Origin of the sequence: Paenarthrobacter sp. YJN-5, assembly GCF_015040095.1 — a bacterium.
Classification (GTDB): Bacteria; Actinomycetota; Actinomycetes; order Actinomycetales; family Micrococcaceae; genus Arthrobacter; species Arthrobacter ureafaciens.
Genome location: NZ_CP053544.1, coordinates 107,971 through 129,495, shown reverse-complemented (window position 1 = coordinate 129,495; position 21,525 = coordinate 107,971). Strand labels below are relative to the sequence as shown.

22 protein-coding genes are annotated in these 21,525 nt (G+C 62.6%); 12 read left to right on the top strand and 10 right to left on the bottom strand.

Going from position 1 to position 21,525, the window contains the following annotated elements:
• Positions 1–11: 11 nt before the first annotated feature.
• From HMI59_RS00615 to HMI59_RS00600, 4 genes are all read right to left on the bottom strand, one after another.
• Positions 12–989: an ABC transporter substrate-binding protein gene (locus tag HMI59_RS00615; protein WP_193592491.1), complete on the bottom strand. Its 978-nt coding sequence runs from the start codon at positions 987–989 to the stop codon at positions 12–14.
• A gap of 42 nt (positions 990–1,031) precedes the next feature.
• Positions 1,032–2,120 carry an ABC transporter permease gene (locus HMI59_RS00610; RefSeq protein ID WP_193592490.1) on the bottom strand — a complete coding sequence of 363 codons (1,089 nt, stop codon included), beginning with the start codon at positions 2,118–2,120 and terminating at the stop codon, positions 1,032–1,034.
• Complete coding sequence (locus tag HMI59_RS00605) at positions 2,117–2,881, bottom strand: ATP-binding cassette domain-containing protein (RefSeq protein ID WP_193592489.1); 765 nt, start codon at positions 2,879–2,881, stop codon at positions 2,117–2,119. Before HMI59_RS00605 ends, HMI59_RS00610 begins: the two co-directional genes overlap by 4 nt.
• A 97-nt stretch (positions 2,882–2,978) precedes the next feature.
• Positions 2,979–3,680 carry a nucleoside/nucleotide kinase family protein gene (locus HMI59_RS00600; protein WP_193592488.1) on the bottom strand — a complete coding sequence of 234 codons (702 nt, stop codon included), beginning with the start codon at positions 3,678–3,680 and terminating at the stop codon, positions 2,979–2,981.
• Between the two features lie 345 nt (positions 3,681–4,025).
• On the opposite strand from HMI59_RS00600, the gene HMI59_RS00595 reads away from it, so the two are divergent.
• On the top strand, positions 4,026–5,078 hold the full coding sequence (locus HMI59_RS00595; protein ID WP_227471655.1) for a LacI family DNA-binding transcriptional regulator: 1,053 nt from the start codon (positions 4,026–4,028) through the stop codon (positions 5,076–5,078).
• Between the two features lie 102 nt (positions 5,079–5,180).
• Here HMI59_RS00595 and HMI59_RS00590 read toward each other — a convergent pair whose 3' ends face one another.
• The 3 genes from HMI59_RS00590 to HMI59_RS00580 form a co-directional block, all read right to left on the bottom strand.
• Positions 5,181–5,912, bottom strand: a complete 732-nt coding sequence (locus HMI59_RS00590) for an SDR family oxidoreductase (RefSeq protein ID WP_227471486.1) — start codon at positions 5,910–5,912, stop codon at positions 5,181–5,183.
• 98 nt (positions 5,913–6,010) lie between these two features.
• Positions 6,011–6,994 carry a LacI family DNA-binding transcriptional regulator gene (locus HMI59_RS00585; protein ID WP_227471654.1) on the bottom strand — a complete coding sequence of 328 codons (984 nt, stop codon included), beginning with the start codon at positions 6,992–6,994 and terminating at the stop codon, positions 6,011–6,013.
• 196 nt (positions 6,995–7,190) lie between these two features.
• The gene (locus tag HMI59_RS00580) at positions 7,191–8,546 is read right to left on the bottom strand and encodes a sugar ABC transporter substrate-binding protein (RefSeq protein WP_193592485.1); all 1,356 of its coding nucleotides are present in this window, start codon (positions 8,544–8,546) and stop codon (positions 7,191–7,193) included.
• Positions 8,547–8,725: 179 nt separating this feature from the next.
• Between HMI59_RS00580 and HMI59_RS00575 the strand changes: the two genes are divergently transcribed.
• The 6 genes from HMI59_RS00575 (at position 8,726) to HMI59_RS00550 (ending at position 14,811) form a co-directional block, all read left to right on the top strand.
• On the top strand, positions 8,726–9,349 hold the full coding sequence (locus tag HMI59_RS00575) for an ATP-binding protein (protein WP_193592484.1): 624 nt from the start codon (positions 8,726–8,728) through the stop codon (positions 9,347–9,349).
• A gap of 79 nt (positions 9,350–9,428) precedes the next feature.
• Positions 9,429–10,322 (top strand): tagatose-bisphosphate aldolase, encoded by an 894-nt coding sequence (locus HMI59_RS00570; protein ID WP_193592483.1) that lies wholly within the window; start codon positions 9,429–9,431, stop codon positions 10,320–10,322.
• Between the two features lie 237 nt (positions 10,323–10,559).
• Positions 10,560–11,381, top strand: a complete 822-nt coding sequence (locus HMI59_RS00565; protein ID WP_227471485.1) for a carbohydrate ABC transporter permease — start codon at positions 10,560–10,562, stop codon at positions 11,379–11,381.
• Positions 11,381–12,280, top strand: a complete 900-nt coding sequence (locus HMI59_RS00560) for a carbohydrate ABC transporter permease (protein ID WP_193592481.1) — start codon at positions 11,381–11,383, stop codon at positions 12,278–12,280. Before HMI59_RS00565 ends, HMI59_RS00560 begins: the two co-directional genes overlap by 1 nt.
• Positions 12,281–12,330: 50 nt before the next feature.
• On the top strand, positions 12,331–13,362 hold the full coding sequence (locus HMI59_RS00555; protein ID WP_227471484.1) for a zinc-binding dehydrogenase: 1,032 nt from the start codon (positions 12,331–12,333) through the stop codon (positions 13,360–13,362).
• 279 nt (positions 13,363–13,641) lie between these two features.
• Entirely contained in the window at positions 13,642–14,811 is a 1,170-nt protein-coding gene (locus HMI59_RS00550; protein ID WP_193592480.1) for a serine hydrolase, read from the top strand.
• A gap of 11 nt (positions 14,812–14,822) precedes the next feature.
• Here the strand turns inward: HMI59_RS00550 and HMI59_RS00545 are convergent, their stop codons facing one another.
• Positions 14,823–15,056, bottom strand: coding sequence for a hypothetical protein (locus HMI59_RS00545; protein WP_193592479.1), 234 nt, complete (start codon positions 15,054–15,056; stop codon positions 14,823–14,825).
• Positions 15,057–15,328: 272 nt separating this feature from the next.
• Here HMI59_RS00545 and HMI59_RS00540 point away from each other — a divergent pair, with 272 nt between their 5' ends.
• Positions 15,329–15,541: an AsnC family protein gene (locus tag HMI59_RS00540; RefSeq protein ID WP_193592478.1), complete on the top strand. Its 213-nt coding sequence runs from the start codon at positions 15,329–15,331 to the stop codon at positions 15,539–15,541.
• A 131-nt stretch (positions 15,542–15,672) separates the two neighbouring features.
• On the top strand, positions 15,673–16,707 hold the full coding sequence (locus HMI59_RS00535; RefSeq protein WP_193592477.1) for an LLM class flavin-dependent oxidoreductase: 1,035 nt from the start codon (positions 15,673–15,675) through the stop codon (positions 16,705–16,707).
• A 78-nt stretch (positions 16,708–16,785) separates the two neighbouring features.
• Here the strand turns inward: HMI59_RS00535 and HMI59_RS00530 are convergent, their stop codons facing one another.
• The gene (locus HMI59_RS00530) at positions 16,786–17,709 is read right to left on the bottom strand and encodes a LysR family transcriptional regulator (protein ID WP_193592476.1); all 924 of its coding nucleotides are present in this window, start codon (positions 17,707–17,709) and stop codon (positions 16,786–16,788) included.
• Positions 17,710–17,869: 160 nt separating this feature from the next.
• Between HMI59_RS00530 and HMI59_RS00525 the strand changes: the two genes are divergently transcribed.
• Positions 17,870–18,211, top strand: a complete 342-nt coding sequence (locus HMI59_RS00525; protein ID WP_193592475.1) for a YgjV family protein — start codon at positions 17,870–17,872, stop codon at positions 18,209–18,211.
• A 13-nt stretch (positions 18,212–18,224) separates the two neighbouring features.
• Here HMI59_RS00525 and HMI59_RS00520 read toward each other — a convergent pair whose 3' ends face one another.
• Positions 18,225–18,425 (bottom strand): hypothetical protein, encoded by a 201-nt coding sequence (locus tag HMI59_RS00520; RefSeq protein ID WP_069696559.1) that lies wholly within the window; start codon positions 18,423–18,425, stop codon positions 18,225–18,227.
• Positions 18,426–18,577: 152 nt separating this feature from the next.
• Between HMI59_RS00520 and HMI59_RS00515 the strand changes: the two genes are divergently transcribed.
• Together HMI59_RS00515 and HMI59_RS00510 are read left to right on the top strand one after the other, a co-directional pair.
• Entirely contained in the window at positions 18,578–21,079 is a 2,502-nt protein-coding gene (locus HMI59_RS00515) for a CHAT domain-containing protein (RefSeq protein ID WP_193592474.1), read from the top strand.
• Positions 21,076–21,429, top strand: a complete 354-nt coding sequence (locus HMI59_RS00510) for a CU044_2847 family protein (protein WP_193592473.1) — start codon at positions 21,076–21,078, stop codon at positions 21,427–21,429. The genes HMI59_RS00515 and HMI59_RS00510 overlap by 4 nt, the downstream gene beginning before the upstream one ends.
• Positions 21,430–21,525 lie beyond the last annotated feature (96 nt).

The following is a 21,525-nucleotide window of genomic DNA, read 5'->3' as shown; positions in this document are numbered from 1 at the left end:
CGGCCGGCTTGTTAGCAGGAGGACTTGTAGACGTACTGGGCGCCTTCACCATTGATGTTGTCCGCTGTGATCTGCTTGAAACCTGTTTGGATGTCCTTCTGGGTGGACTCTCCCTTGATGGCCTTGATGGCCTGCTCCACACCCTGGGTTCCGATCGATGCCGGTTCCTGGGCGATCAGGGCCTGCACCACACCTTCCTTGAGCTGCTTGACCTGGGCGGGTCCGGCGTCAAAGCCGACGATCTTGACCTGGTTCTGCTTGCCGGCCTGGCGGATACCGGTTGCGGTTCCTTCGGCCGAGAAGGTGTTGGGCGCGAACACGCCCACGATGTCGGGATCCTTGGCAAGGGCCGCCGAAACGAGTTTGGCCGCTTCAGCGGGGTCGTTGTGGCTGTACTGCACACCGAGGTACTTGAACGAGGAATCGGCCTTGGCGCCTTCTTCGAAGCCGGCGACGCGTGCATCGATGGTCGACACGCCGGGGTCGGTGGAGATCACCAGGACCTTGCCCCCATTGGGGTTCAGCGCCTTGATGGCCTTGAAGGCTTCCTGCCCGCCGCCCTTGTTATCGGAAGAAACCGCCGAGGAGGCAAACGAGGGGTCCTGGGTGGTGGTGTCGACCAGGACGATCTTGATGCCTGCCGCCGCGGCCGCTTTCAGAGGTGCCTGCATCGCTGCGACGTCCGTGGGTGCGACGAGTATCGCGTCCGGGCGGGATGCGACGACCGAGTCAACGATGGGCTTCTGAAGGGTGGGGTCGAACTTCGCCGGACCCTGGGTGTTCACGGTGGCCCCGGCAGCCTTGGCGGCGGACTCGATGCCGCACTGCATGCTGACGTAGAACTCGTCACCGGCTACCCCCTGGATGAAGGCCAGTTTGGGTTGGGAGGTCCCGGATCCGCCGGTGGACCCTCCTGCGCAGCCAGTGAGGGAAGCCACGGCGAGGATTCCGGCCGCCGCCAGGGTCAGCTGTGGGCTGAACAGTTTCATGATCTTGCTCCTAATACGTGATGTCTGATGCGGCGGAGCGGACTATTTGGTTCGCCAACCGAAGAGGGTCTTCTTTTTGCTTTCATCCTTGGCTGCGTGACCTCGTGCTGCGGCCGCCCGCCGCCTCTGGTCGACGTAGACCGCTGCGATCAGGACCGCGCCTACGGCAACCTGCTGCCAGAAGGGCTGGACGCCGACAATCACGAATCCGTTTTGCAGCACTGCAGGGATGAACAAGCCGATCACGGTTCCGAAGATCGTGCCGACGCCACCGAAGAGCGACGTTCCACCGATAACGACGGCGGCGATGACGTTCAAGTTGGTAGCGGACTGGCCAGCGATGGCGGTCGTGCCGTACTGGGACAGTGACAGAATGCCGGCAGTACCGGCCAAGGCGCCTGACAGGGCGTAGGTGGAAATCAGCTGGCGATCGACCTTGACGCCGACCCGTCGGGCAGATTCCTCATTGGACCCAACAGCGAACGTGTACAGGCCGAACCGTGTGCGGTGGAGCACTACGCCGAAGATCACGATGAGGATCATCGCTATGACGGAGATCGTGGGGAGGGTGGTGCCGGGAACGTTGCCGTATCCGATGGTGTCCTGCAGGACTGCGGGTACGTCGCGGATGTCGACGCCCCCTGTGATGACCTGTGCCAGGCCCAGGGCGCCGCCCAAAGTGCCGAGGGTAACGATCAGCGGCGGGACTTTTGCCTTGGCAATCAAGACGCCGTTGAGCAGGCCCCAAGCCAGGCCGCAGGCGATTGAGACCAGGATCCCGATCACTGCGGTACCCCATCCCCCGCCTCCCATGGCCTGCATGACCTTCGCGGCGACCACTCCGGAGAAGACCAGCACGGATCCGACGGAAAGGTCGATGCCTGAGGTGACGATAACGAAGGTCATGCCGATGCCCAGGACACCGAGGATGGAGACGTTCTGGATGATCTGGCGGACGTTGCCCCAGGTCGGAAAGATTTCTGGTGCCAGGGCTGCGAAGACCAGGAAGATGACCAGCAGGACGAGCAGGATCTGGAATGACTGGACCTGCAGGATTTGGCGCAGGGAGTGGGTGCGGGACAAAACGCTGCCTGTTCCGGCCGTGCGTGGTGTGGCTTCGGTGGTGGTCATGAGTGTGCTCCATCAAGTGCGCCGGTCATCGCGCCGACTAGTTCTTCCACGGATGTTTTCTTTGCCTCGTAGGTGGCGACGCGGCGGCCGAGCCGGAGCACCTGGACACGGTCGGCTACTTCGATGACGTGGGGCATCGAGTGGCTGATGAAGACAACGCCTACGCCCTTGTCCCGGACCCGGCGGATTGTTTCGAGGACGTTCTTGGTCTGCACGACGCCCAGGGCGGCGGTCGGTTCGTCCAGGAAGATCACGCCCTTCGCCCAGGCCACGGCGCGGGCGATGGCAATTGCCTGCTTCTGGCCGCCGGACATGCTGCCAACAGGATCCGAAAGGCTGCGAACGGTCGCACCCAGTTCGTCGAAGGCCTCCCGTGACTTGGTGCGCATCGTCTTGTTGTCCATGAATCCGAGCCGGCCTTGGAAGCCCGGTTTGGCGATCTCCCGGCCGAGGAACATGTTCTGGGCGGCGTTCAGGTGCGGCGCCAAAGCCAGGTCCTGATAGACGGTTTCGATGCCGAGGCTGCTGGCGTGGGTGGGTGAAGTGAGCTCAACTTCGCCGCCGGCAAAGAGAATCTTGCCGGAATCCAGGGCCAGGTTTCCGGACAAAGCCTTCACGAGCGTTGACTTGCCGGCGCCGTTGTCGCCGATGAGGGCAACGACTTCGCCGGCGTGGACGTCGAAGTCAGCGCCGTCGAGGGCGCGCACGTTGCCGAAACTGCGGGTCAGGCCGCGGGCTTCAAGAACGGGGATTGTTGTCATGGTGTAACACCTGTCAGCTGGTACGGGACGGTTGTCTCGGTCCCGGCCTGCTGGCCGGAGACACGTCGTTGTGTTGTCACTGGGTACTTCCTCTTTGTCAGGCCTGGGCGTAGGAGGCAGGCTTTGGGTGGCCGGTCAGCGCGACCACGAGGTCCGCTCGTTCGCGGGTGGCGTCGACGACGTCGGCATTTCGCTGATCGCTGCCCAGAGCCCATGCCTCGGCTTCGTCGTGCGGCTTGCCGAAGGCCTCGTGGCGTCGGACGAGTCTGACCTGGCGCTCTGATTCGGCCACTTCCAGATACCAGACCTCGTCGATCAGCTCCCGGCACGCGGACCACCCGTCGGTGTCCAGAAGCAGGTAGTTTCCTTCGGTGATGACCAAGGGAACAGCACGTTCAACCGGGATTGCGCTGCCAATGGATTCCTCCAGGCTGCGGTCGAACACCGGGGCGTAGACCACCGGCTCGTCGTTGTCCTTGAGCCTGCGCAGCAGGTTGGCATAGCCCCAGGAATCAAAGGTGTCAGGGGCTCCCTTGCGGTCCCGGGAGCCGTGCTCTGCCAGCACCGTGTTGGCCAGGTGGAACGCGTCCATGCCAACGCGTGCTGCCTGTGTGCCCAAAGCTTCAGCAACGGCTTCAGCCACCGTGGACTTGCCCGCTCCGGGAGCGCCGGTGATTCCCAGGATTCGCCGCGAACCCTCCGCGAGACTACGGGCACGCTCGATGAGTTCCTCGATCGTGCAGCTGATCGGCTCAGCACCCTCGGCGGGAACGGCATTCCCATCCTTGGCGGTGTTCATCACTTTTTCCTCCGTCGGTCATGCCACGGTGAAGAAGCTCTACTGCTACACCGTTGAAGCGTTGCCAAAATCAACTGCAGGTTTCCGGTCCAGGCCCCTGCTACGAGGTGTCCCTGTGACCTGACTAACAGCAATCTTGCGCCACTATGTCATCGGTGTCAACAAGGAGCGGAACTTTTCTTGTCATCGGTGACATGATTTTCTTGAAAATCCCTAGATCATGCGGGAGTATGGCTTGTAAAGAAGAATGTCACCGATGACAAAAGCGGTGTGGTGACGGCTTGAAAACCCGGGCAGTCAGAGCGTGACGCGTCCGCTGAAGGTAAGGGGTGACAGGTGACCACCATGCATGATGTGGCTAAACGGGCGGGGGTCAGCGCCAAGACGGTTTCGCGCGTCTTCAATGACGATCCACACGTCACGGAAGAGACGCGGCGGCGCGTAAAGTCGGCCATCCAGGATCTGAAGTACGTGCCCAACATGTTGGCCCGCACTTTCCGGCAGGGCCGTCCAACGGTCATCGGCATCGCTGTACCCGACGTCGCCGACCCGTTCTTCGCTGCGGTCGCCAAGGAAATCGAGATGGCTGCCCGTGAGCGGGACATGGCCATTGTGGTGACCAGCCTCGGAGATGATCCCTCGCTGGAGCGAAGCATTATCGAGACAACCCTGCGGCAGCAGGTGGGGGCACTGATCATCGCACCGATTGCCGCCGACCAGTCCTACCTGTCCCATTTGCAGGACAACTTGCCGATCGTTTTCATCGACCGGGCACCCATGAAGCTGAGTGCTGACTATTTCGTTGAGGACGATTTTGGCGGAGGCTTCGACGCGACCCGGCATCTGATTGGACACGGGCACCGTCGTATCGCCTTCGTGGCTGACTCCACGGACATTCCGACCACCAGGCTGCGTCTGGAGGGCTACCGGGCAGCCCATGCCCAGGAGGGCATCGAAACGGACGAGGCCATCATCGCTCTCGGTTCCAGGAATGCTGATGCGGCAGCGCAGGCCTCGTTGGACCTGTTGGGCCTGCAGAATCCACCGACGGCGATCTTCTCTTCGAATTCGCGGTTCTCCGTGGGGGTATTTCCGGCGCTTCGGTCGGTGAACCGGTCCGATATCGCGTTGGTCAGCTTCGGGGACTTCCCCATGGCCGCTGTCTTACAGCCGTCAGTGTCTGTGATTGATCAGAACCCGAAGCATGTCGGCCGCGTGGCTGCTGAACGCGCGTTCGCCAGGATCGCGAATCCCGCCCGACGGTATCGGCGGAAGAATGTTCTTCCGGTCCAATTGATCGAGCGGGAGTCGTGCCGGAGCGGGCAGCTGTTTCCGGTGCCGTTGGATGGCCCCGGTTCCTTGGCCGTCGTCCGGGGCGGTGCGGGCGTGGTGCCTTAAAGAGACGGCGCGAGAACGCATTGCTGCGGGCTTGGCGGAGCCGTGGGCGCCCGATCGGCGTCGGATGCCGAGGCCCGGTCGGCGCTCCTTTGCGCTCCCGTGTCAGCGGATCGTGTATCCGCCGTCGACGGGAAGGGAGACTCCGGTGATCATTGAGGCGCCTTCGCTGAGGAGGAAGACAACGGGGGCGGCGATTTCGGGTTCTGTGGCCCAGCGCCCCAGTGGCATGGCTGCCAGGAAGGGGTCTGCGATCTCCGGGCGGGCCCAGTAGGATGCCGACATTTTGGTCATGACGACGGTCGGATTGACGCTGTTGACCCGGATGTTGTGCCGCCCGAGTTCCAGTGCTGCGACGCGGGTGATGCTGTCGACTGCTGCTTTGGAGGCGCCGTAGGAGATGTGACCGTCCAGAGCAACCAGTGCTGCCTGGCTGGAAACGTTCACGATGGCCCCTCCCCTGCCGGCTTCAATCATTGATTGCGCTGCGTATTTGGTCGTGAGCAGCGTTCCGCGGGCGTTGGCGGCCATGACCCGGTCAAACATATCGGTGCTGGCAGAAGTCAGCGGCGCGACTTGGCCGCCATATCCTGCGCAATTGACCAGGCCCCAGAGGTCCAGCCCGCCGAGGGCCTCACGGACGCCGTCTTCGTCGGCGACGTCGAAGGCAATACCCCGGATGTTGTGGAGGCGGCAGACTTCCTCTATTTCTGCTGGCGATTGTCCGGCAGCGATGACCTCCGCCCCTGCCTGGACCAGCTGGGCCACAATCTGGCCGCCGATTCCTCCCCCTGCTCCTGTTACGAGGATCGAGCGTCCATTCAGTCCGTGGGTCACCAGCGGGGTCCTTTCAGTTCCGGGCTCTGAGCACCGGGAGTCTCAGGCCGCCGTAAAAATGTCGGTTGATGCGGGTCCGGATGCGTGGAGCTTCATAATCACGCCCTGGACGGTGGCGTGGACGAGCCACGCGGGATGAGATTGACGTCAAAGACTGTGAGGTTCTCGAAAGATCCTTCTGGGTCGGCGACGCGGTTTAGTGCCCGTTCGGCGGCAGCTTGCCCCAAACGGAATGGGTCCTGGTCAATAACGGATACGGACGGGTCAAGGGCATCGGCCATCGGGAAGTCGCCGAAGCTGACCATGGCCAGCCCGCGGGCTTTCAAAGCCTGCAGGGCACGGACAACGACGACGGATGTTCGTGCGTTGGACGAAAACAAGGCAGTGGGCGGATCCTGGGCGCTCAACATGCCGGCGATGCCTTCTTGGATGTGCGACGGGCCAGCGAAGAGTACCGGCTGGTCCTCCACAGACAGGCCCGCATCCTGAATCGCGTGCCGGTAGCCGTCGAACCGTCGGGCGGTGGTTGCCACGGCGTCGTCTGCACCCAGGAAAGCGATGCGTTGATGTCCGAGCCGGAGAAGATGGTTGACGGCCATGATGGCGCCACCACGGTCATCTTCAAGGAACACGTCGACATCCGCGCCGGTTGCTTCACGGTCGATGACCACCACGGGAGTGTGCGGCAACCAAGTCGAAAGGTAGGACTGGTCCGAAGCGATGGGCACGAGAACCAGGCTGCTGATCTGACGGCGGAGGAGCGCCTCAACGATTGGACGCTCACGTGAAGGGTCGTCCCCCAAACTGGTTACCGCAATCGCGTGCCCGTGGGTTTTAGCGATCGAGTCAGCACCTTCTATGACCGAAGCGAAGAACGAGTCGGCAATGCTGGGTACCGCAATGGCCAGAAGGGATGCCTTGCCCTCCCTGAACGTCCGGGCCATCATGTTGGGCACGTAGTTCAGTGCGGCCATCGCGTCATTGACCCGTTTTCGCGTGGCCTTGGAGACGCTCTCTTCGTTCCGGAATACACGTGAGACGGTGCTTGCACTAACGCCAGCGTGAGCGGCCACATCGTGCATCGTTACCATTGAATGCCTCCCCTGCCCCGAGCCACTGCCTGTTGCGAGGGGCTCCCGGGGCCGATTATCTGCAGCATCAACTCTATGTGCTTACCCGATGAGTGCTATGACCGTTGCCTTGAGGCCAGCGCCGGCACATGTCCGGCGTGCGGGCCCACGGTTGTCAGGCCGGGGCCCGCGAGCCTTCGCGTTCGGGCTACTTTTGTGCGTCCCCCGCCGTCTGAGCCAGGGACTGGACCTGTTGCAGGGCAGCATCCACGCTCGTTCGGCCGGCATATACATCGGCAAATACCTGGGATGACTGGTTGCCCAGGTCCTGCCACTCAGGGATGGTGATGTACTGGATGCCCACGTATGGCTGCGCCGTAATGCCCGGTTGCTTCGGGTTCACCGCCAGCATCGAATCCTTCGTGATGTCAGCAAAAGCCGCCGCGGCCTGCTTGTATTCGGGAATCTCGTAGGTGGACACCCGGGATCCGGGCGGAACCCTGCTCCATCCGAGCTGGGAACCTACCAGCTTCCCGTAGTCCTTGTTGGTCGCCCACTTCATGAATTCCCACGCAGCATCCTGCTTCTTGGACGTGGAAGGGATGGCAAGGTTCCAGGACCACAGCCAGCCCGACTGGGCCGTCTTTTCGACGGGGGCTTGAACGTAGCCGACCTTTCCGGCGACCGTGCTGGCCTTCGGATCCTCAACCGTTCCTGCAGCGGAGGTTGCGTCGTACCACATCGCAGCCTTGCCCTGGGTGAAAAGGTTCAGGCACTCGGTGAAGCCGTATGAGACGGGATCAGACTGACCGGACTCCTTCAGCGTTGTGGAGAAGAAAGTCAGCGCGTCCTTGAAGCCCTGCTGGTTGACCTGGGCCTTCCAGTCCTTATCGAACCAGGCTCCGCCGAAAGTGTTCACCACGGTGTTGAGCGAGGCAATACCCTCACCCCAGCCTGGCTTGCCACGAAGGCAGATGCCGGCGTGATCGGTGGTTTTCAATTTCTTGGCCAAGTCTGCGACCTGGGTCCACGTCGGTTTCTCCGGCATGGTCAGCCCGGCAGCTTCAAACATCGACTTGTTGTACATCAGCATCGAAGACTCACCGTAGAACGGGGCCGCGTAGAGGTTTCCATCCACCGACACTGACGTGCGAACTGGCTCAAAGAAATCGTTCACATCGTAGGACGAATCCTTGTTGGCAAAATCGGACAGGTTCGTCAGCCACCCGTTCTTCTGCCAAAGCGGCACTTCATACGCGCCCACGGTAACGATGTCGTACTGGCCGCCCTGGGTTGCCACGTCCTTCGTCACCGCATCACGCAGGTCGTTCTCCTGCATCTGGATGAAGTTGACCGAGATGTTCGGGTGGGACTCCTCAAACTTGCTCTTGAGCTGCTCCATGTCCTTCATCTGTGGGTTGCTGACCGTAGCCAGATTCAGGGTGACCTTTTCAGTCCCACCTGAGCCTCCGGCTCCCGAGCAACCACTGAGAGCAACAACCAAACCAAGCAAAGCGGCGCCGGCTGCGGCGGGTTTGGGCCGCAGCCATGTTTTTCCAAGCATGTGATGAAACCTCCCTGTTTCGAATGCGAACGGTCTTCAAGCTAGATGGAAAATGGCATCGATGTCAATGGCTCTATTGCGCGGATGGCATCGATGCCATAATTTGGTCATGTTGAACGCCGCTCTGGCCCAAAAAACTTCGCTGAGCGGACCAAACCAAGATTGAACGGATGACCTAAGTGACTGAATTTGACCCCGATGCCGTCGTGGTCTGTGGAGTTCCCGGCAGTGGCAAGACCACATTTGCCCGAGAGTTGGCCCGCGTCTTGAAGTGGCCCATTCTCGATCTGGACACTCTGACCAATCCCCTGTTCGAGTACGCCGGAGGGGAGTACCTCGTCGACGTGCCCAAGGCCGAGCCTGCTGGCAGGGCGAGCGTTAACGATGTGCGCTACGGGTGCCTCTACGACACGGCCCGCGAAAACCTGCTGCTGGGCAACAACGTCATTCTGGTAGCCCCTTTTACCTCCGAGCGGACCTACCCCGAAGCCTGGAACCGCCTCGTGGAGAAGCTCGGCGTTCCTTCCTCGAGCGTCCATCTCGCCTGGATGGACACGCCGCTGCTGGAGATCGTGGACCGGGTACGGAAACGAGGGGCGGCACGTGACCTGGAAAAGATCCAGGAGCCTGAGACTTTCCTCTCCCCCGACGTGATGCGCCGTCCAGGTGTCGAGCACATCCGTATCGAGGGACTTCTTGACCAGTCGGTGCAAATCGAGCGGTTCATCGCAGACCTCTCGCCCCGAATCAACTCACCGATGGCACGGAAGTACGTAGCGCAGACCAACACGCCCGCACATTAGCCACGTGAGCGCAGCGTCCCAAACCAGTAGCCCCACACAAATTTCCCACCCGAACGCTCTAAACATCAGGAGAAGCCCCATGAACGAACTCACCACCCTCGAACGCCGCGCAATGAGCGGGATTTCGACTCCCAGCGGCAAGATGCTCATCGTGGCCGCGGACCAGCGCAACGGCATGAAGGCCGTCATGAACGACGCACCGGCCGGCCCGGAATCGGTCACGGCCGAGCAACTGTACGACGCCAAGGCGGACCTCGTACGCTATCTGGGCAACGCGGCCCCTGCCATCCTGCTTGACCCGGAAGTTGCCCTGCCGGGAGTCGCTGAAGACGGCACCCTCGCCCGGGAGACCTCCCTGGTCATCGGGATGGACGCATCCGGTTTTGAAACCGTCGACGGCCTCAAATACACCCGCTTCGTTGAAGGGATGTCACCGCGCCGAGTCCGTGACCTCGGCGGGGACGTGGCCAAGATGCTCTGGTACATGCGCCCCGACAAGCAAGGCGCCGACTCGAGGGTCGCAGACGAAATCCGGGATCTGGTGAAGGCCTGCGCCGACGAAGGTCTTCTGCTCATCGTCGAAATCCTGACCTACCGTCTTGAGGGCGAGTCTGAAACCGACTACGCGGCCGCCTTCCCGGGCTTGGTAGCCGGTGCCGCGAAACTGTCCGTCGAGTGCGGGGCCAAGGTCCTCAAGCTGCAGTTCCCCGGTTCAGCCGAGGCCTGCGCAGCCGTGACCACCGCCGCCGCCGGCGTGCCGTGGGCAGTGCTTTCCGCCGGGGTCGACCACGCCACGTTCATCGGTCAGGTCAAGACCGCGGTCGCCAACGGTGCAGGCGGGGCCATGGCTGGCCGTTCCCTCTGGAAAGACAGCCTCGCCGTCTCTGCCACCCGGCGTCAGGAACTGCTGAACGCCAATTCACTGCCCCGCCTGCGCGAACTTGAAGCAGCGTTGGGCGGCACCCAGGCATAGTGATCGATCCGGTCACTATGAGCTAACGGTTGTGGTTCCCCGCCGGAGCCGGGGAACCACAACCGCACCCGTTGCAGTGCAGCAACCCACTATCCTCGCATCGAGAGAGAAACGATCATGTCCATCACCATGGTGAAGCCGGCTACGTCGACGAAGAAAAGCCGGAAAATTGTACTAACCGACCGGGACAGGAGGGGCCTCCGACTGGCGCGCGCCCTGGTCTGGCCAGCACTTATCGTGGCCATACTGATCACGCAGATCCCATTCCTGGTCACCGTCTACTACTCGTTCCGCAAGTGGAACCTCCTCCGCCCCGGAGACCAGCAATTCGTCGGTTTCGACAACTACGTTTCCGTGATCGCGAACGGTGCGTTCTTCTCGTCCCTGTGGGCCACCGTGCTGATCGTCGCTTCAAGCGTGTTCATCTCACTCGTGCTGGGGATGCTGCTCGCCCTCCTTCTGGACCGCAAGTTCATGGGCCAAGGACTGGCACGCACGCTGCTCATCACCCCGTTCCTCATGATGCCCGCGGCCGCTGCATTGATCTGGAAATGGTCCATGCTGGATTCGAACGTGGGCATGGTCAACTGGGGTCTGTCACTGGTCGGCATTCCACCCGTGTCGTGGAATACCGACTACCCCGTCCTAACGATCATCATGGTCCTCATCTGGCAGTACACACCCTTCATGATGCTCATCCTCCTGGCAGGCCTGCAGAGCCAACCCAACGACATCCTCGAAGCCGCCGCCGTGGACGGCGCAGGCCCCATCAGGACCTATTTCTCCCTCACGCTGCCCCACCTGAGGCAGTACGTGGAACTTTCCGTCCTCTTGGGAGCAATTCTTCTTCTGCAGGTCTTCGACCCGATCGCCATCATGACCCGCGGAACCGGCGGCACGAAGACCCTTTCCTACCTGCTCTACGAGCGGGCATTCGTCGGACTGGAGATAGGCGAAGCCGCAGCCTATGGCGTCCTCTCCGTATTGGTGACCATCGTGGTCGCCACCATCGCGCTACGGACACTCTTCAAAATCTTCAAGTCGGAAGGAATACGGTAATGAGCTCTTCCTCAACACGGGTTCGTCCGCCAGCGGCCACCCACGCACACTCCACAGGGCACACACCACGCCGAACGGCTCCGATCAAGCGTCAAATCGGTTCCGTAGTGCTGACTGTCCTGACCTGGGCGGTGACCGTGGGGTTCTTCTTCCCCGTCGCCTGGATGGTTTTCACGGCGTTCAAGACCGAACGGGACGCGGCCACCACTCCCCCGACGCTCTTTGCAGAGCTCACTCTTGAGAATTTCGCAAAGGTGCTTGACCGCGGTTTCGCGGCCTACTTCACGAATTCGCTCAGTGCCAGCCTGATCTCCACCCTCATCGTGATGGTCCTCGCGATCCCGGCCGCGTACGGACTGTCCGTGCGACCAATCCGCAAATGGACCGACGCCCTGTTCTTCCTCATTTCCACGAAGTTCATGCCCGTTGCGGCCGCCGTCATCCCGATTTACCTGCTCCTGAAGAACTTCGGCCTGCTGGACAACATTTCTGCACTGTCCATGCTGTACGTAGGAATGAATCTGCCCCTGGCGGTGTGGATGATGCGCTCGTTCCTCAGCGAGGTTCCTACGGAGATCATCGAAGCTGCACAAATTGATGGGGCGAATTTCCGAACAGAACTAATCCGGGTAGTGCTGCCAATGGTCGCCCCGGGAGTCGCTGCGGCCGGATTGATCTGCTTCATCTTCGCCTGGAACGAGTACTTCCTCGCCAGCCTCCTGACATCGACCGTGGCCAGAACAACGCCACCCTTCCTGGGCAGTTTCATTGACGGCCGCGGACAGTTCCTCGCCGTGCTTTCAGCAGCGGCGACCCTTGCGGTCCTGCCGGTCGTCATCGCAGGATGGGCCGCACAAAAGAAATTGGTCCGAGGCCTGGCCATGGGCGCCATCAAATAACAGCACGACTCCGGTAAGCGCGCACACACAAGAACCTAGAAACGAGCGAAATGAACGCCATAACCATGAAACGAGTTGTTGTCCGTCCGGAGGGGATTGTCCTTACTGACGTGCCGAAGCCCGCGCCGGAGGCCCATGAGATTCTTGTCGAGACGACGGTCACGGGGGTCTGCGGCTCGGACACGCACGCCGCTGCGGGGCATCACCCATTCGTTCCGTTGCCCTACAACCCGGGCCACGAAGTAGTCGGGATCGTCCGGGAAGTGGGCGCGTCCGTGACCGGTATCAGCGTCGGGGACCACGTCACCGTCGAACCCACGCTGCCGTGCTGGACCTGCAAGATGTGCACCACGGGCCGGTCCAATATCTGCGAAAACCTGCGGTTCTTCGGCTGCGGCTACGACCAGGGCGGGATGGCCGATTTCTTCACCATCCCCGCGAACCGGGTGCACGTCATCCCGGCAGGGATGACGGACCTGCAGGCAGCACTGATCGAACCGCTCTCCACCCCCGTCCACGCCGTCCGGCTCTCCGGCGGAGTCGAAGGCAAAGCCGTCGTCATCATCGGCGCGGGCACCATCGGGCTGCTCGTCCTGGCCGCCGCCCGGCACGCCGGGGCGCGGAAGATCGTGGTCACCGACATGCTCCCGAGCAAACGCGAACGTGCGCTGCGCCTGGGCGCCGACGCCGTCCTGGAAGCAGACCGCCCCGACCTGGTCCAGGCCGTCCGCACGGAACTGGGCGAAAGCGCCGACGTCGTCTTTGACTGCGTCTCCATCCAGTCCACGATCGACCTGTCCGTGAAGCTGGCCTCCAAGGGCGGCACCGTCATGGTCGTCGGCGTCCCGGCCAAACCCGTCACCGTGGCCCTGCCCGAACTCCAGGACCTCCAGGTACGACTCCAAGGCAGCGCCACCTACATGCCCGAAGACTACGAAGAAGCCATCAACATCATCCAGGCCGGCAGCGTCACCGCCGAGGACTTCATCACCTCACAGTTCTCCTTCGACAACGTCGCCGAGGCCTTCCGCGCCTCCGCCGCCGGAGAAGAAGTCAAAGTCGTCCTCACCCGAACCGCCTGAGATTAGGGCCAACATTAGAGCCCATCGTGCCTATTCATCAAAAGAGCAACGCGGTCTGACGTCAGGCTTGACCACACCCCAACCTGACGTCAGAATCCGTCGGACATAGCGTCGGATTAGGGCCGGAAAGTTGATTTCGTGACGACCTGCAGTGCAGGTCTGTGACTTCAATCTGACACTACTGCCACTCTCAGGACGGGGACGCGGATGGGCGGCGAGGGGGTGGTTCCGCACGCATTTTCCCTTGTTTTCCCTGGGAGGCGAGTGTAGAACGTCGCTATGGGCCATCGGCGGAAGTCGCCGGGCGGTGTCCTTGGCGTCTGTGTTGTTCTCCTGTTGATGGGTTGCACGGGAGGCGGCCCTGAGCCTGCGCCTGAGGTCTCCACCGCTGCGGAACCAACGGATTCGCTGGAGCAGACCGTGCAGGGATTCATTGCGGACGGTGTCAGCTCTGTTGTCGTGCAGGTCCGGTGGCCTGGCGGCGAGTGGTCCAAAGGGTTTGGGCTGCGGGACCCGTATGGGCGCGAACCGGCACAGCCGCAGGACCGTTTCTCGATTGGCAGCGTGACGAAATCGATGGTCGCCACTGCCACGTTGCAGCTCGTCGACGACGGCCTTATCGCTCTGGATGACCCGGTGAACGCCATGCTCGAAAGCTTCGGTGCGGGGTTGAAACCGCCGACGCCGATCACCGTCCGCCAGCTGTTGAACCTCACCTCGGGCATGCCTGACTATGTCAAGGCCCTTGAGCGGACCAATCCACCCCAGGATGTGGTCTCTACGAGCGTGAGCGTCCAGCATGGCATGGAACTGACAGCCGCCCTGCCGTGGGATTGGCGGAACGTGGGCTTCTTCTCCTACTCAAACAGCAACTACCTGGCCTTGGGACAACTGGTTGAAAAGCTTCGTGGCCGGCCACTGGACGATGTACTCCGGGAACGCGTTTTCGGGCCCCTTGGACTTGATCGGACATCACTGAGCAACAGGGATCGGGCCGCGCCGGACAACCTGAGGGCATACATGTCGGTGGGTGGCGGCCGGCTTGAGATCACCCAACCTGAGGTCGTGACTGGCTCACCGGCAGGTGGAGTGGTGTCCTCAACCGAGGACGTCAACGACTTTTACCGTGGTCTCCTCAGCGGAGCTTTGTTGTCGCCAGGGACGCTGCAAGAGATGAAATCGGTCAAGTCCATGAACTACGGACTCGGCATCACCAGGTTCCCCGACGCTTGCTCGTCATCAGCGTACCGGTACGGACATTTCGGCTCTGTCTACGGCTACCTCACCTCGTCCATCTCCAGCGAAGACGGCAGCCGGCAAATCACCCTGGCCATGGCCTTACCCACTCTGCCAAGTGAAACGCCCGACCCCGTCACTGGCCGCCGCATCGATCAATACATCTCACAGATGGAACTCGCCGCGCAGAAAACCCTCGACCAACTGTGCTGAGGCGCGGACTGTTATCCGGCGGGATGGCCGTGAGTGCAGGAACTCTCGCCGGGTGCCATCTCATGGCCATACAAGCAGGTACGTTCCGGCGCCCGTGGAGCGTCGTGATGGGACCAGAACAAGCTGCTGGTCCCGCCGGTGACACCGGCATCCTCACGTTTGAGCCAGTCACCCAAATGCCGGCTCAACCGGGGGTGAGGTTTGCCCGGATTGGGTTTCTGGCCGGTGTTCTTCTTCATAACCATGGTTTCCTCCTTGCGCTGGTTCAAGCTCTCGCGGGGCTTGACCGGGCAACCGGATCAGCTCCCCTTTCCGCAACGCTTGAGCCACTAACCTCACCCGGCCTGAGCATCACCTTCAGGTTTGAACTCTGGAAGGCGACGGAAGAGCCAGCACTAAATCAGGTCTACGCTCGCAATGCAACGGCGTCAATGAGCCGATAAGACACCGCCGACATGCTGGGGGAAATCGTGCCGGACGTCCCGCGCAGGGAGTGGGATGAGCCGGCCTGCGCCGGGTGGCCGCCGCCGAAGGTCTCTACCGGGACGTGGACGCAGCCGACGAAAAACACTGTTCGTTGCAAGCAGTCACGGAACTGCAAAAGGAAGTCAGCCGCACTGAAGCTTCCCTCGTCAGGAAAGCCCGGCAGGCGGGCCTCTCCTGGGAAGCGATCGCACTGTGCCTCGGCGTGAGCAAGCAGGCCGTTCATCGCAAGTACGGGAAGCAGTAGGGGCAAAGCGGGCGTCTAAATAGCTCGAAGGAAATTGACGGCCGCTCACAGAAGGTAACCTCCCGCCGTCGTCACAGGGATCGGAGCCTATTCTGGGGAAGTAACCGCCTGTAGAGAGCAGAAGGAAGCCCATGCCCAGCCCCGACCGCCCCCTCCGTAAGCTTGGATTCCTCACCATCGGCCTGTTCGACCCCGCGGACCCCGCAGCGGGCCACCTGTCCACGCTGGAGATCATCGAGCTCGGCGAACGGCTGGGGTTCGACTCCGCATGGCTGCGTCACAGGCATCTGCAGTTCGGCATCTCCTCACCGGTGGCGGTCATGGCGGCAGCGAGCCAGCGCACGTCGAGGATCGAGCTCGGCACCGCCGTGACTCCGCTGGGCTGGGAAAACCCCTTGCGCCTCGCGGAGGATCTGGCCACTGTTGATCTGCTCAGCGGGGGTCGCATCAACCCGGGCGTCAGCGTCGGGGAGCCCATGACGTACAGCACCGTGAAACATGAGCTCTACCCTGGCTCTGCGGACACGGAGGACTTCAGCTATTCGCGGGTGGAACGGTTCGCGCGCCTGGTAGCGGGGGACAAAGTGCGTGAGTTTTCCGGCAAGCAGGGCGTTGTGGAGGAGTTCTCCGACCGGGTTGAGCCCCACTCTCCCGGCCTGCGTGACCGGCTTTGGTACGGTGCCGGAAGCTTGAAGTCCGCCATCTGGGCCGGCGAACACGGCTTCAACCTGCTCTCCAGCAGCGTCATCTTCCCGGAAAAGGACCAGGTCCCGGACTTCGCAGCGGTACAGCAGGCGCAGATCCGGGCCTTCCGTGATGCGGCAGCGCGCGCCGGACACGCAAACGCCCGGGTCTCGCAGGGCCTGGTAGTCGTTCCCACCGACTCGGCCTCGACGACCCAGCGGGAAAAGTACCGGCGCTACGTCGATGAGCGCACACCCCGCACGCTCACGCCGCAGGGACCGAAGGGCATGATGTTCGCCGCGGACCTTATAGGCTCCAGCGACCAAATCGCGGAGCAACTGCACGCACACGGAGGCTTCCAGGAAGTGGACGAGGTGGCGTTCGCACTGCCCTTCAGCTTCGACCACGAGGACTACGTGCAGATCCTCACGGACATCGCGCAGAAGTTGGGGCCGGCTCTGGGCTGGGCTCCGGCTTACTGATAGCTAACGGCCCTTAACCACGACGGCGGACTGGTCACCCGCCGCTCAACCGGCCACGCGCCGCGTCACCCGGCTGCGTTAACCGCCCGATCGCATGTCGAACTGGGCCGCAGATTCCCTGAGCAGGCGGGCAACCGTATCCACGGGCAGGCTCGTTGGCTTCTTCCTGTCGAAGCGCCGGAGCGCAATGTGCCGGGTACCAAGGCCCGGAACATCGAGGATGTCCACCTGGTCATGGACGACGCCGGTCAACGCCAAGGTGGGCACGATCGCCACTCCCTCGCCGGCCGCGACCAGGGCAAGGGCGGTGAGCGTATCGACATACTGGTGCACGGTCTCGATCCGCACTCCGGTGGAATGACGGAGGCGCCCCAGCACGGCACTGTTGGCGGCGGACTGTTCGACTCCCAACCATGGCAACGGGAGCCGGCTGAGGTCGATGGCTTCGGTAGCGAGCAAGGAACCTGCGGGAACTACCAAATTCCACGGTTCGTCCAGCAGCGGCTCCTGCACCATGCCAGCAGGGAGCGGCCGCTGTTCAGCCGCCGTCGAATCCTGCTCGATGACCAAGGCGTCAAGCTGCCGTTGGCGCAGCAGCCGCATCAAGGGCGGGAAGGCGTCCTCAACGATCTCAATCCGCAATTGCGGGTATTGGCTGCGCCACTCGGGGATCCGCGGAATGACAACCGTCCGCATGAAACTGGTGAATCCGCCGATTCGAACGACGCCAGAAACCTTGGCTTCGCCCTCCATCCGGGCCCGCGCAACATTGAGCGCCCGTTCGATCTCTTCGCCCGCTTCCGCCATCGCCAAGCCAGCGGGCGTCAGCACCGAACCTTTGGGGGTCCGCTGAAGCAGGGCCTGGCCCACTTGGTGCTCGAGTTTGGTGAGTTGCTGGGACACCGCGGACGGTGTGAGCCGCAGTTCATCGGCGGCTGCAAGCACCCCGCCAGTGCGCGCCACAGCCAGCAAAACCAGGAGTCGACGGGGGTCCATGTCCATGTTAAGCAACTCTAAATACCGGCTTCAGAAGATTGCAATTGATCTAAACCAGGACGTGCCCCAATATTTATCTCATAGCCGCAAGTTCCACGTCTTCGCGGCCCTCCTCTTACGCGCAAGGCCGCTATTGTCGTGCGCCCGATTTACGAAAGGATTCCACATGGAACTGCTCTGGGAAGTGACCGGATGGGCTGGCGCGGCGGCGATGCTCGGCGCCTACTTGGCGGTGTCCATGGGGTGGCTGCAGCCTGGACGTAAATTCCAGACCGTCAACCTCTTTGGGTCCTGCGCATTCATCATCAATGGCACCCTCCACGGCGCCTGGCCGTCAGTGGCCACCAACGTTGCCTGGTTCGTCATCTCGGCCGTAGCGCTCTACCGCATGCGCGACAAGAAGCCGGTTGCCGCCGTCGTCGTCGAGGTTCCAAGCCGCGCACCGGAAACCGGTGCGCAGTTGATCATCCCGGGAGCCCCGGCCGCCTCCGTAACAGCCGCCGCGTAGCGGGGCATCTCCCTCAGTCCACGAACTCCGACTGGGTCTCGATGAAGTCCCAGTCGGCCGCCGTCAATCCACCGCTGAGATTGTCCGGATGCGGTCCGCCGGCTTCGGCAATGTGTTGCAGCACCTGCAGCGGAAGTTCTTCGGCCCGGAGGTTTTCCCGCAGCCATTCCTTGCTGTCCAGGTGAAGATCGAGCCACCACATGAAGATTTCCATCGCACGCCGCCTTCCGTCGACTCATCGCCAAGTGAGACCACGGATTAACGGTAGGCCCGGCCCGGTATGCCTACAAGGACCCGCTGATAAAACCCCTTGTAAGGAACCTCCGTCAGGGCCAATCTGTACGTAGGAACCACGAGGGATCCGCGATGGATTGTGACATCGAGCTGGAGATCGGCACCGGCTCAACACGCGGTGAGTACACGGTGCATGTGGTCCGTGCACCGGCGGGAGGCCACGCGTCCGGCCGCTTCACCTTGGACATCGACGGCATCCACGGCAGGCTCCCCCAACTGGAAGCCACCGTCCTTGCCTCGGCCGTCGCAGCCCGGCGGACGCTTCCGGTTGCCGAAGTTGCCGTTCGTGAAGTGGGCCAACAACTGTTCCAAGCCCTTTTCACCCGGGAGGTTTACGGCACCTACCGCGCCAGCCTCGGCGCAGCGCAACATGCCGGCCAGCAACTCCGCGTGGTCCTGCGGCTGGCCGCCCCCGAACTGGCCACCATGCCCTGGGAAACCCTGTTCGACCCCGAAACGGAAACCTACCTCTGCCAGACGGAGCCCCTGCTGCGGCACATCCCCGCCCCGGATTACCACCAGAACCCGCTGGACGTCGCCCCGCCGCTGCGGATCCTGGGTATCGTCGCCTCGCCCCGCGACCTCCCCGCCCTTGATGTCCAAGCTGAGAAGGACCACCTCACCCAGGCCTTGGCCGGTCCCGCGGAGGAGGGCCGGGTGGAACTCGTTTGGACCAGGAGCGGCACTTGGGACGACATCCAGTCCATGCTCCTCGCCGGCCCTTGGCATGTGGTCCATTTCGTTGGACACGGCGACTATGACTCCCGCACCGACGAGGGCCGCATCGCGCTGGTCGGCAACGATGGCCGCGCCGCCATGGTCCGCGCCGTCAGGTTGATGGCCCTCCTGAGCGTTGCCGCACCCCGGCCACGGCTGGTGGTGTTAAACTCGTGCTCCTCGGGCGAGATGGGCCAGACGGATCTCTTCTCCGGCACCGCATCCGCCTTGGTCAGGAGCGGTATCGGAGCGGTGGCTGCCATGCAGTTCGCCATCAGCGACTCCGCCGCCATCGCCTTTGCACACGGCTTCTACGCGGCCATCGCCAACGGCCGCACAGTGGATGAGGCCGCCCGCATCGGGCGCATCTCCGTCATGGCCAGCCCGGATGGCACCCTCGAATGGGTGACGCCTGCCCTGTACGTCCGCGGCGGTTCAACGCAGCTGTTTTCCCTGCAGGGCACCCCGCGCGGTCGCACCCAAGCGGAACGTACGACGCCGGCAACGGCCTCAGGCGGGCAGCCCGCCTCGGCGCCCGCTGCCTATGCGACCCCTGCCGGTTCTCCGGATCCCGCAACCACCAAACCACTGCCGGAAAGCACACCGGGGCGGGCATCAACCGGTGACAACGACACGGACCAGATCCGCCGGAGGGCGCAACTGCGTGCCCTGTATGTGGAGGCATCGGCCGAGTTGCGGGCCAAACACTACGAACAAGCGCTTGAATCCTTCAACGACCTCCTGACTTTGGAACCCGGTTACAGGGATGCTGTGGCGCTTAGGGACTCAGCAAGCAAGCGGCTCAGCGAAGAACGGGCTTACCGGGAAGCCGTGGCTGCGGAGGAATCCGGGGACTGGATCGCGGCGGCAGAAGGCTTCGCGAAGGTGCTAAACAGTCCTTACTACCCGGACGCTTCCCGCCGCAAGGAAGGCTGCGAGCGCAAGCAACGCATCTCCGACCTCCAAGGAGAACTCCGCTACCACCACTCCAAGGGTTCGTGGGAGGCGGTCATTGATGTTGCCAAGGAGCTCAGGACCCTTGATCCGGGTGCTGCAGATCCGGACGGGCACACAACCGCAGCGAAGGCTGAGCTCAATAAAACCGTCCCGGAGGCCGACTCGGAGGAAGAGCACGGCTCCTACACCGCCTACGATCTGCCAGCCCCGAAGAAGCAAGCCACCGCCCCGACCAAAGCGAAGGCACCCGGCCAAGTGCCGCCGTCGGGCTCTGACGAACCTCTCTGGAAAGCGGCCCCGCGGCCGCACCTGCCGCTCGCCGGCACCACGATCGCGTGGGCGGGGGCAGCGCTGGCAACCGCCGGCGGGTTGGGGGCCGGGTTCGTGGTGTTCTTCATGTGGTTCGACCAGAACTCCTGGCAGGACAACGGGGGCGACATTGTGCTCCGCACCCTTTACGGCGTCGTCACGGCGTTCGGCTATCTGCTCCTTGTCATCGCCGGGCTCCCGGACCACACAGCGCAGGGGCGGTTGGCGATGACCGGGTTGGTGGTTTCGCAAGGTGTGTTCGGACTGGCCGGGCTCAACTACACGGTGGAGGCAGCCGCCGTCGTGGGCAGTTTTGCGGTGGCAGGATTCGGGCTGTGGGCCGGAGTGCTGGCCATGCGGTACCCGGCGCAGCACACGTTGGCCTGGCTTCTGCTGTTGCCCACGGTGCTGCAACCCATCATCTGGATCCAAGGGAAAGGCGTGTTCATGGTGAGTTGGTACATGACGCAGGCATTGCCGTTGCTGCTGCATCTGGTGTTGCTGTGCGGGGTTGGCATCGCGTTCATTGTGACCGCCCAACGCTTGGTCAGCATGCGGGGCATGGGCGTTGCGATTAAGGACGCGCCATGAGCCGCCTGGTTGAATTCGCCACGGACGACGGCGGCACCGTGGTTGTGGAGGTGGCCAGCACGGCCGGGAGCCTCGTGACGAGGGGCGGGGATCACGCGGCCGAACATTCGGGGGTGTTTGCCCGGGCCCAACAGACGTTCCAGCGGGCGCTGGAGCACGTCAGGCCTGCGGTCCAAGGCGTCATCGACGAACTCCTGAGCCTGGAGAACCGTCCGGATGAGCTGAGTGTGGAGTTCGGGATCGATCTTCATGCCGAGGCCGGCGCGTTCATTGCCTCGGCCAGCACGGGTTCCAACTTCAAGGTGTGCCTGACGTGGAACAAATCCGCCGCCCCAAGCAATCCCGAGTAACCCCGCCCAACCCCGCCGCCCCAAGCGAACCCCCAAACCCAACTGGGTCGCATCAGAGCATGTTTTGAGCCCTGAAAACGCGCACTATTGCTACCC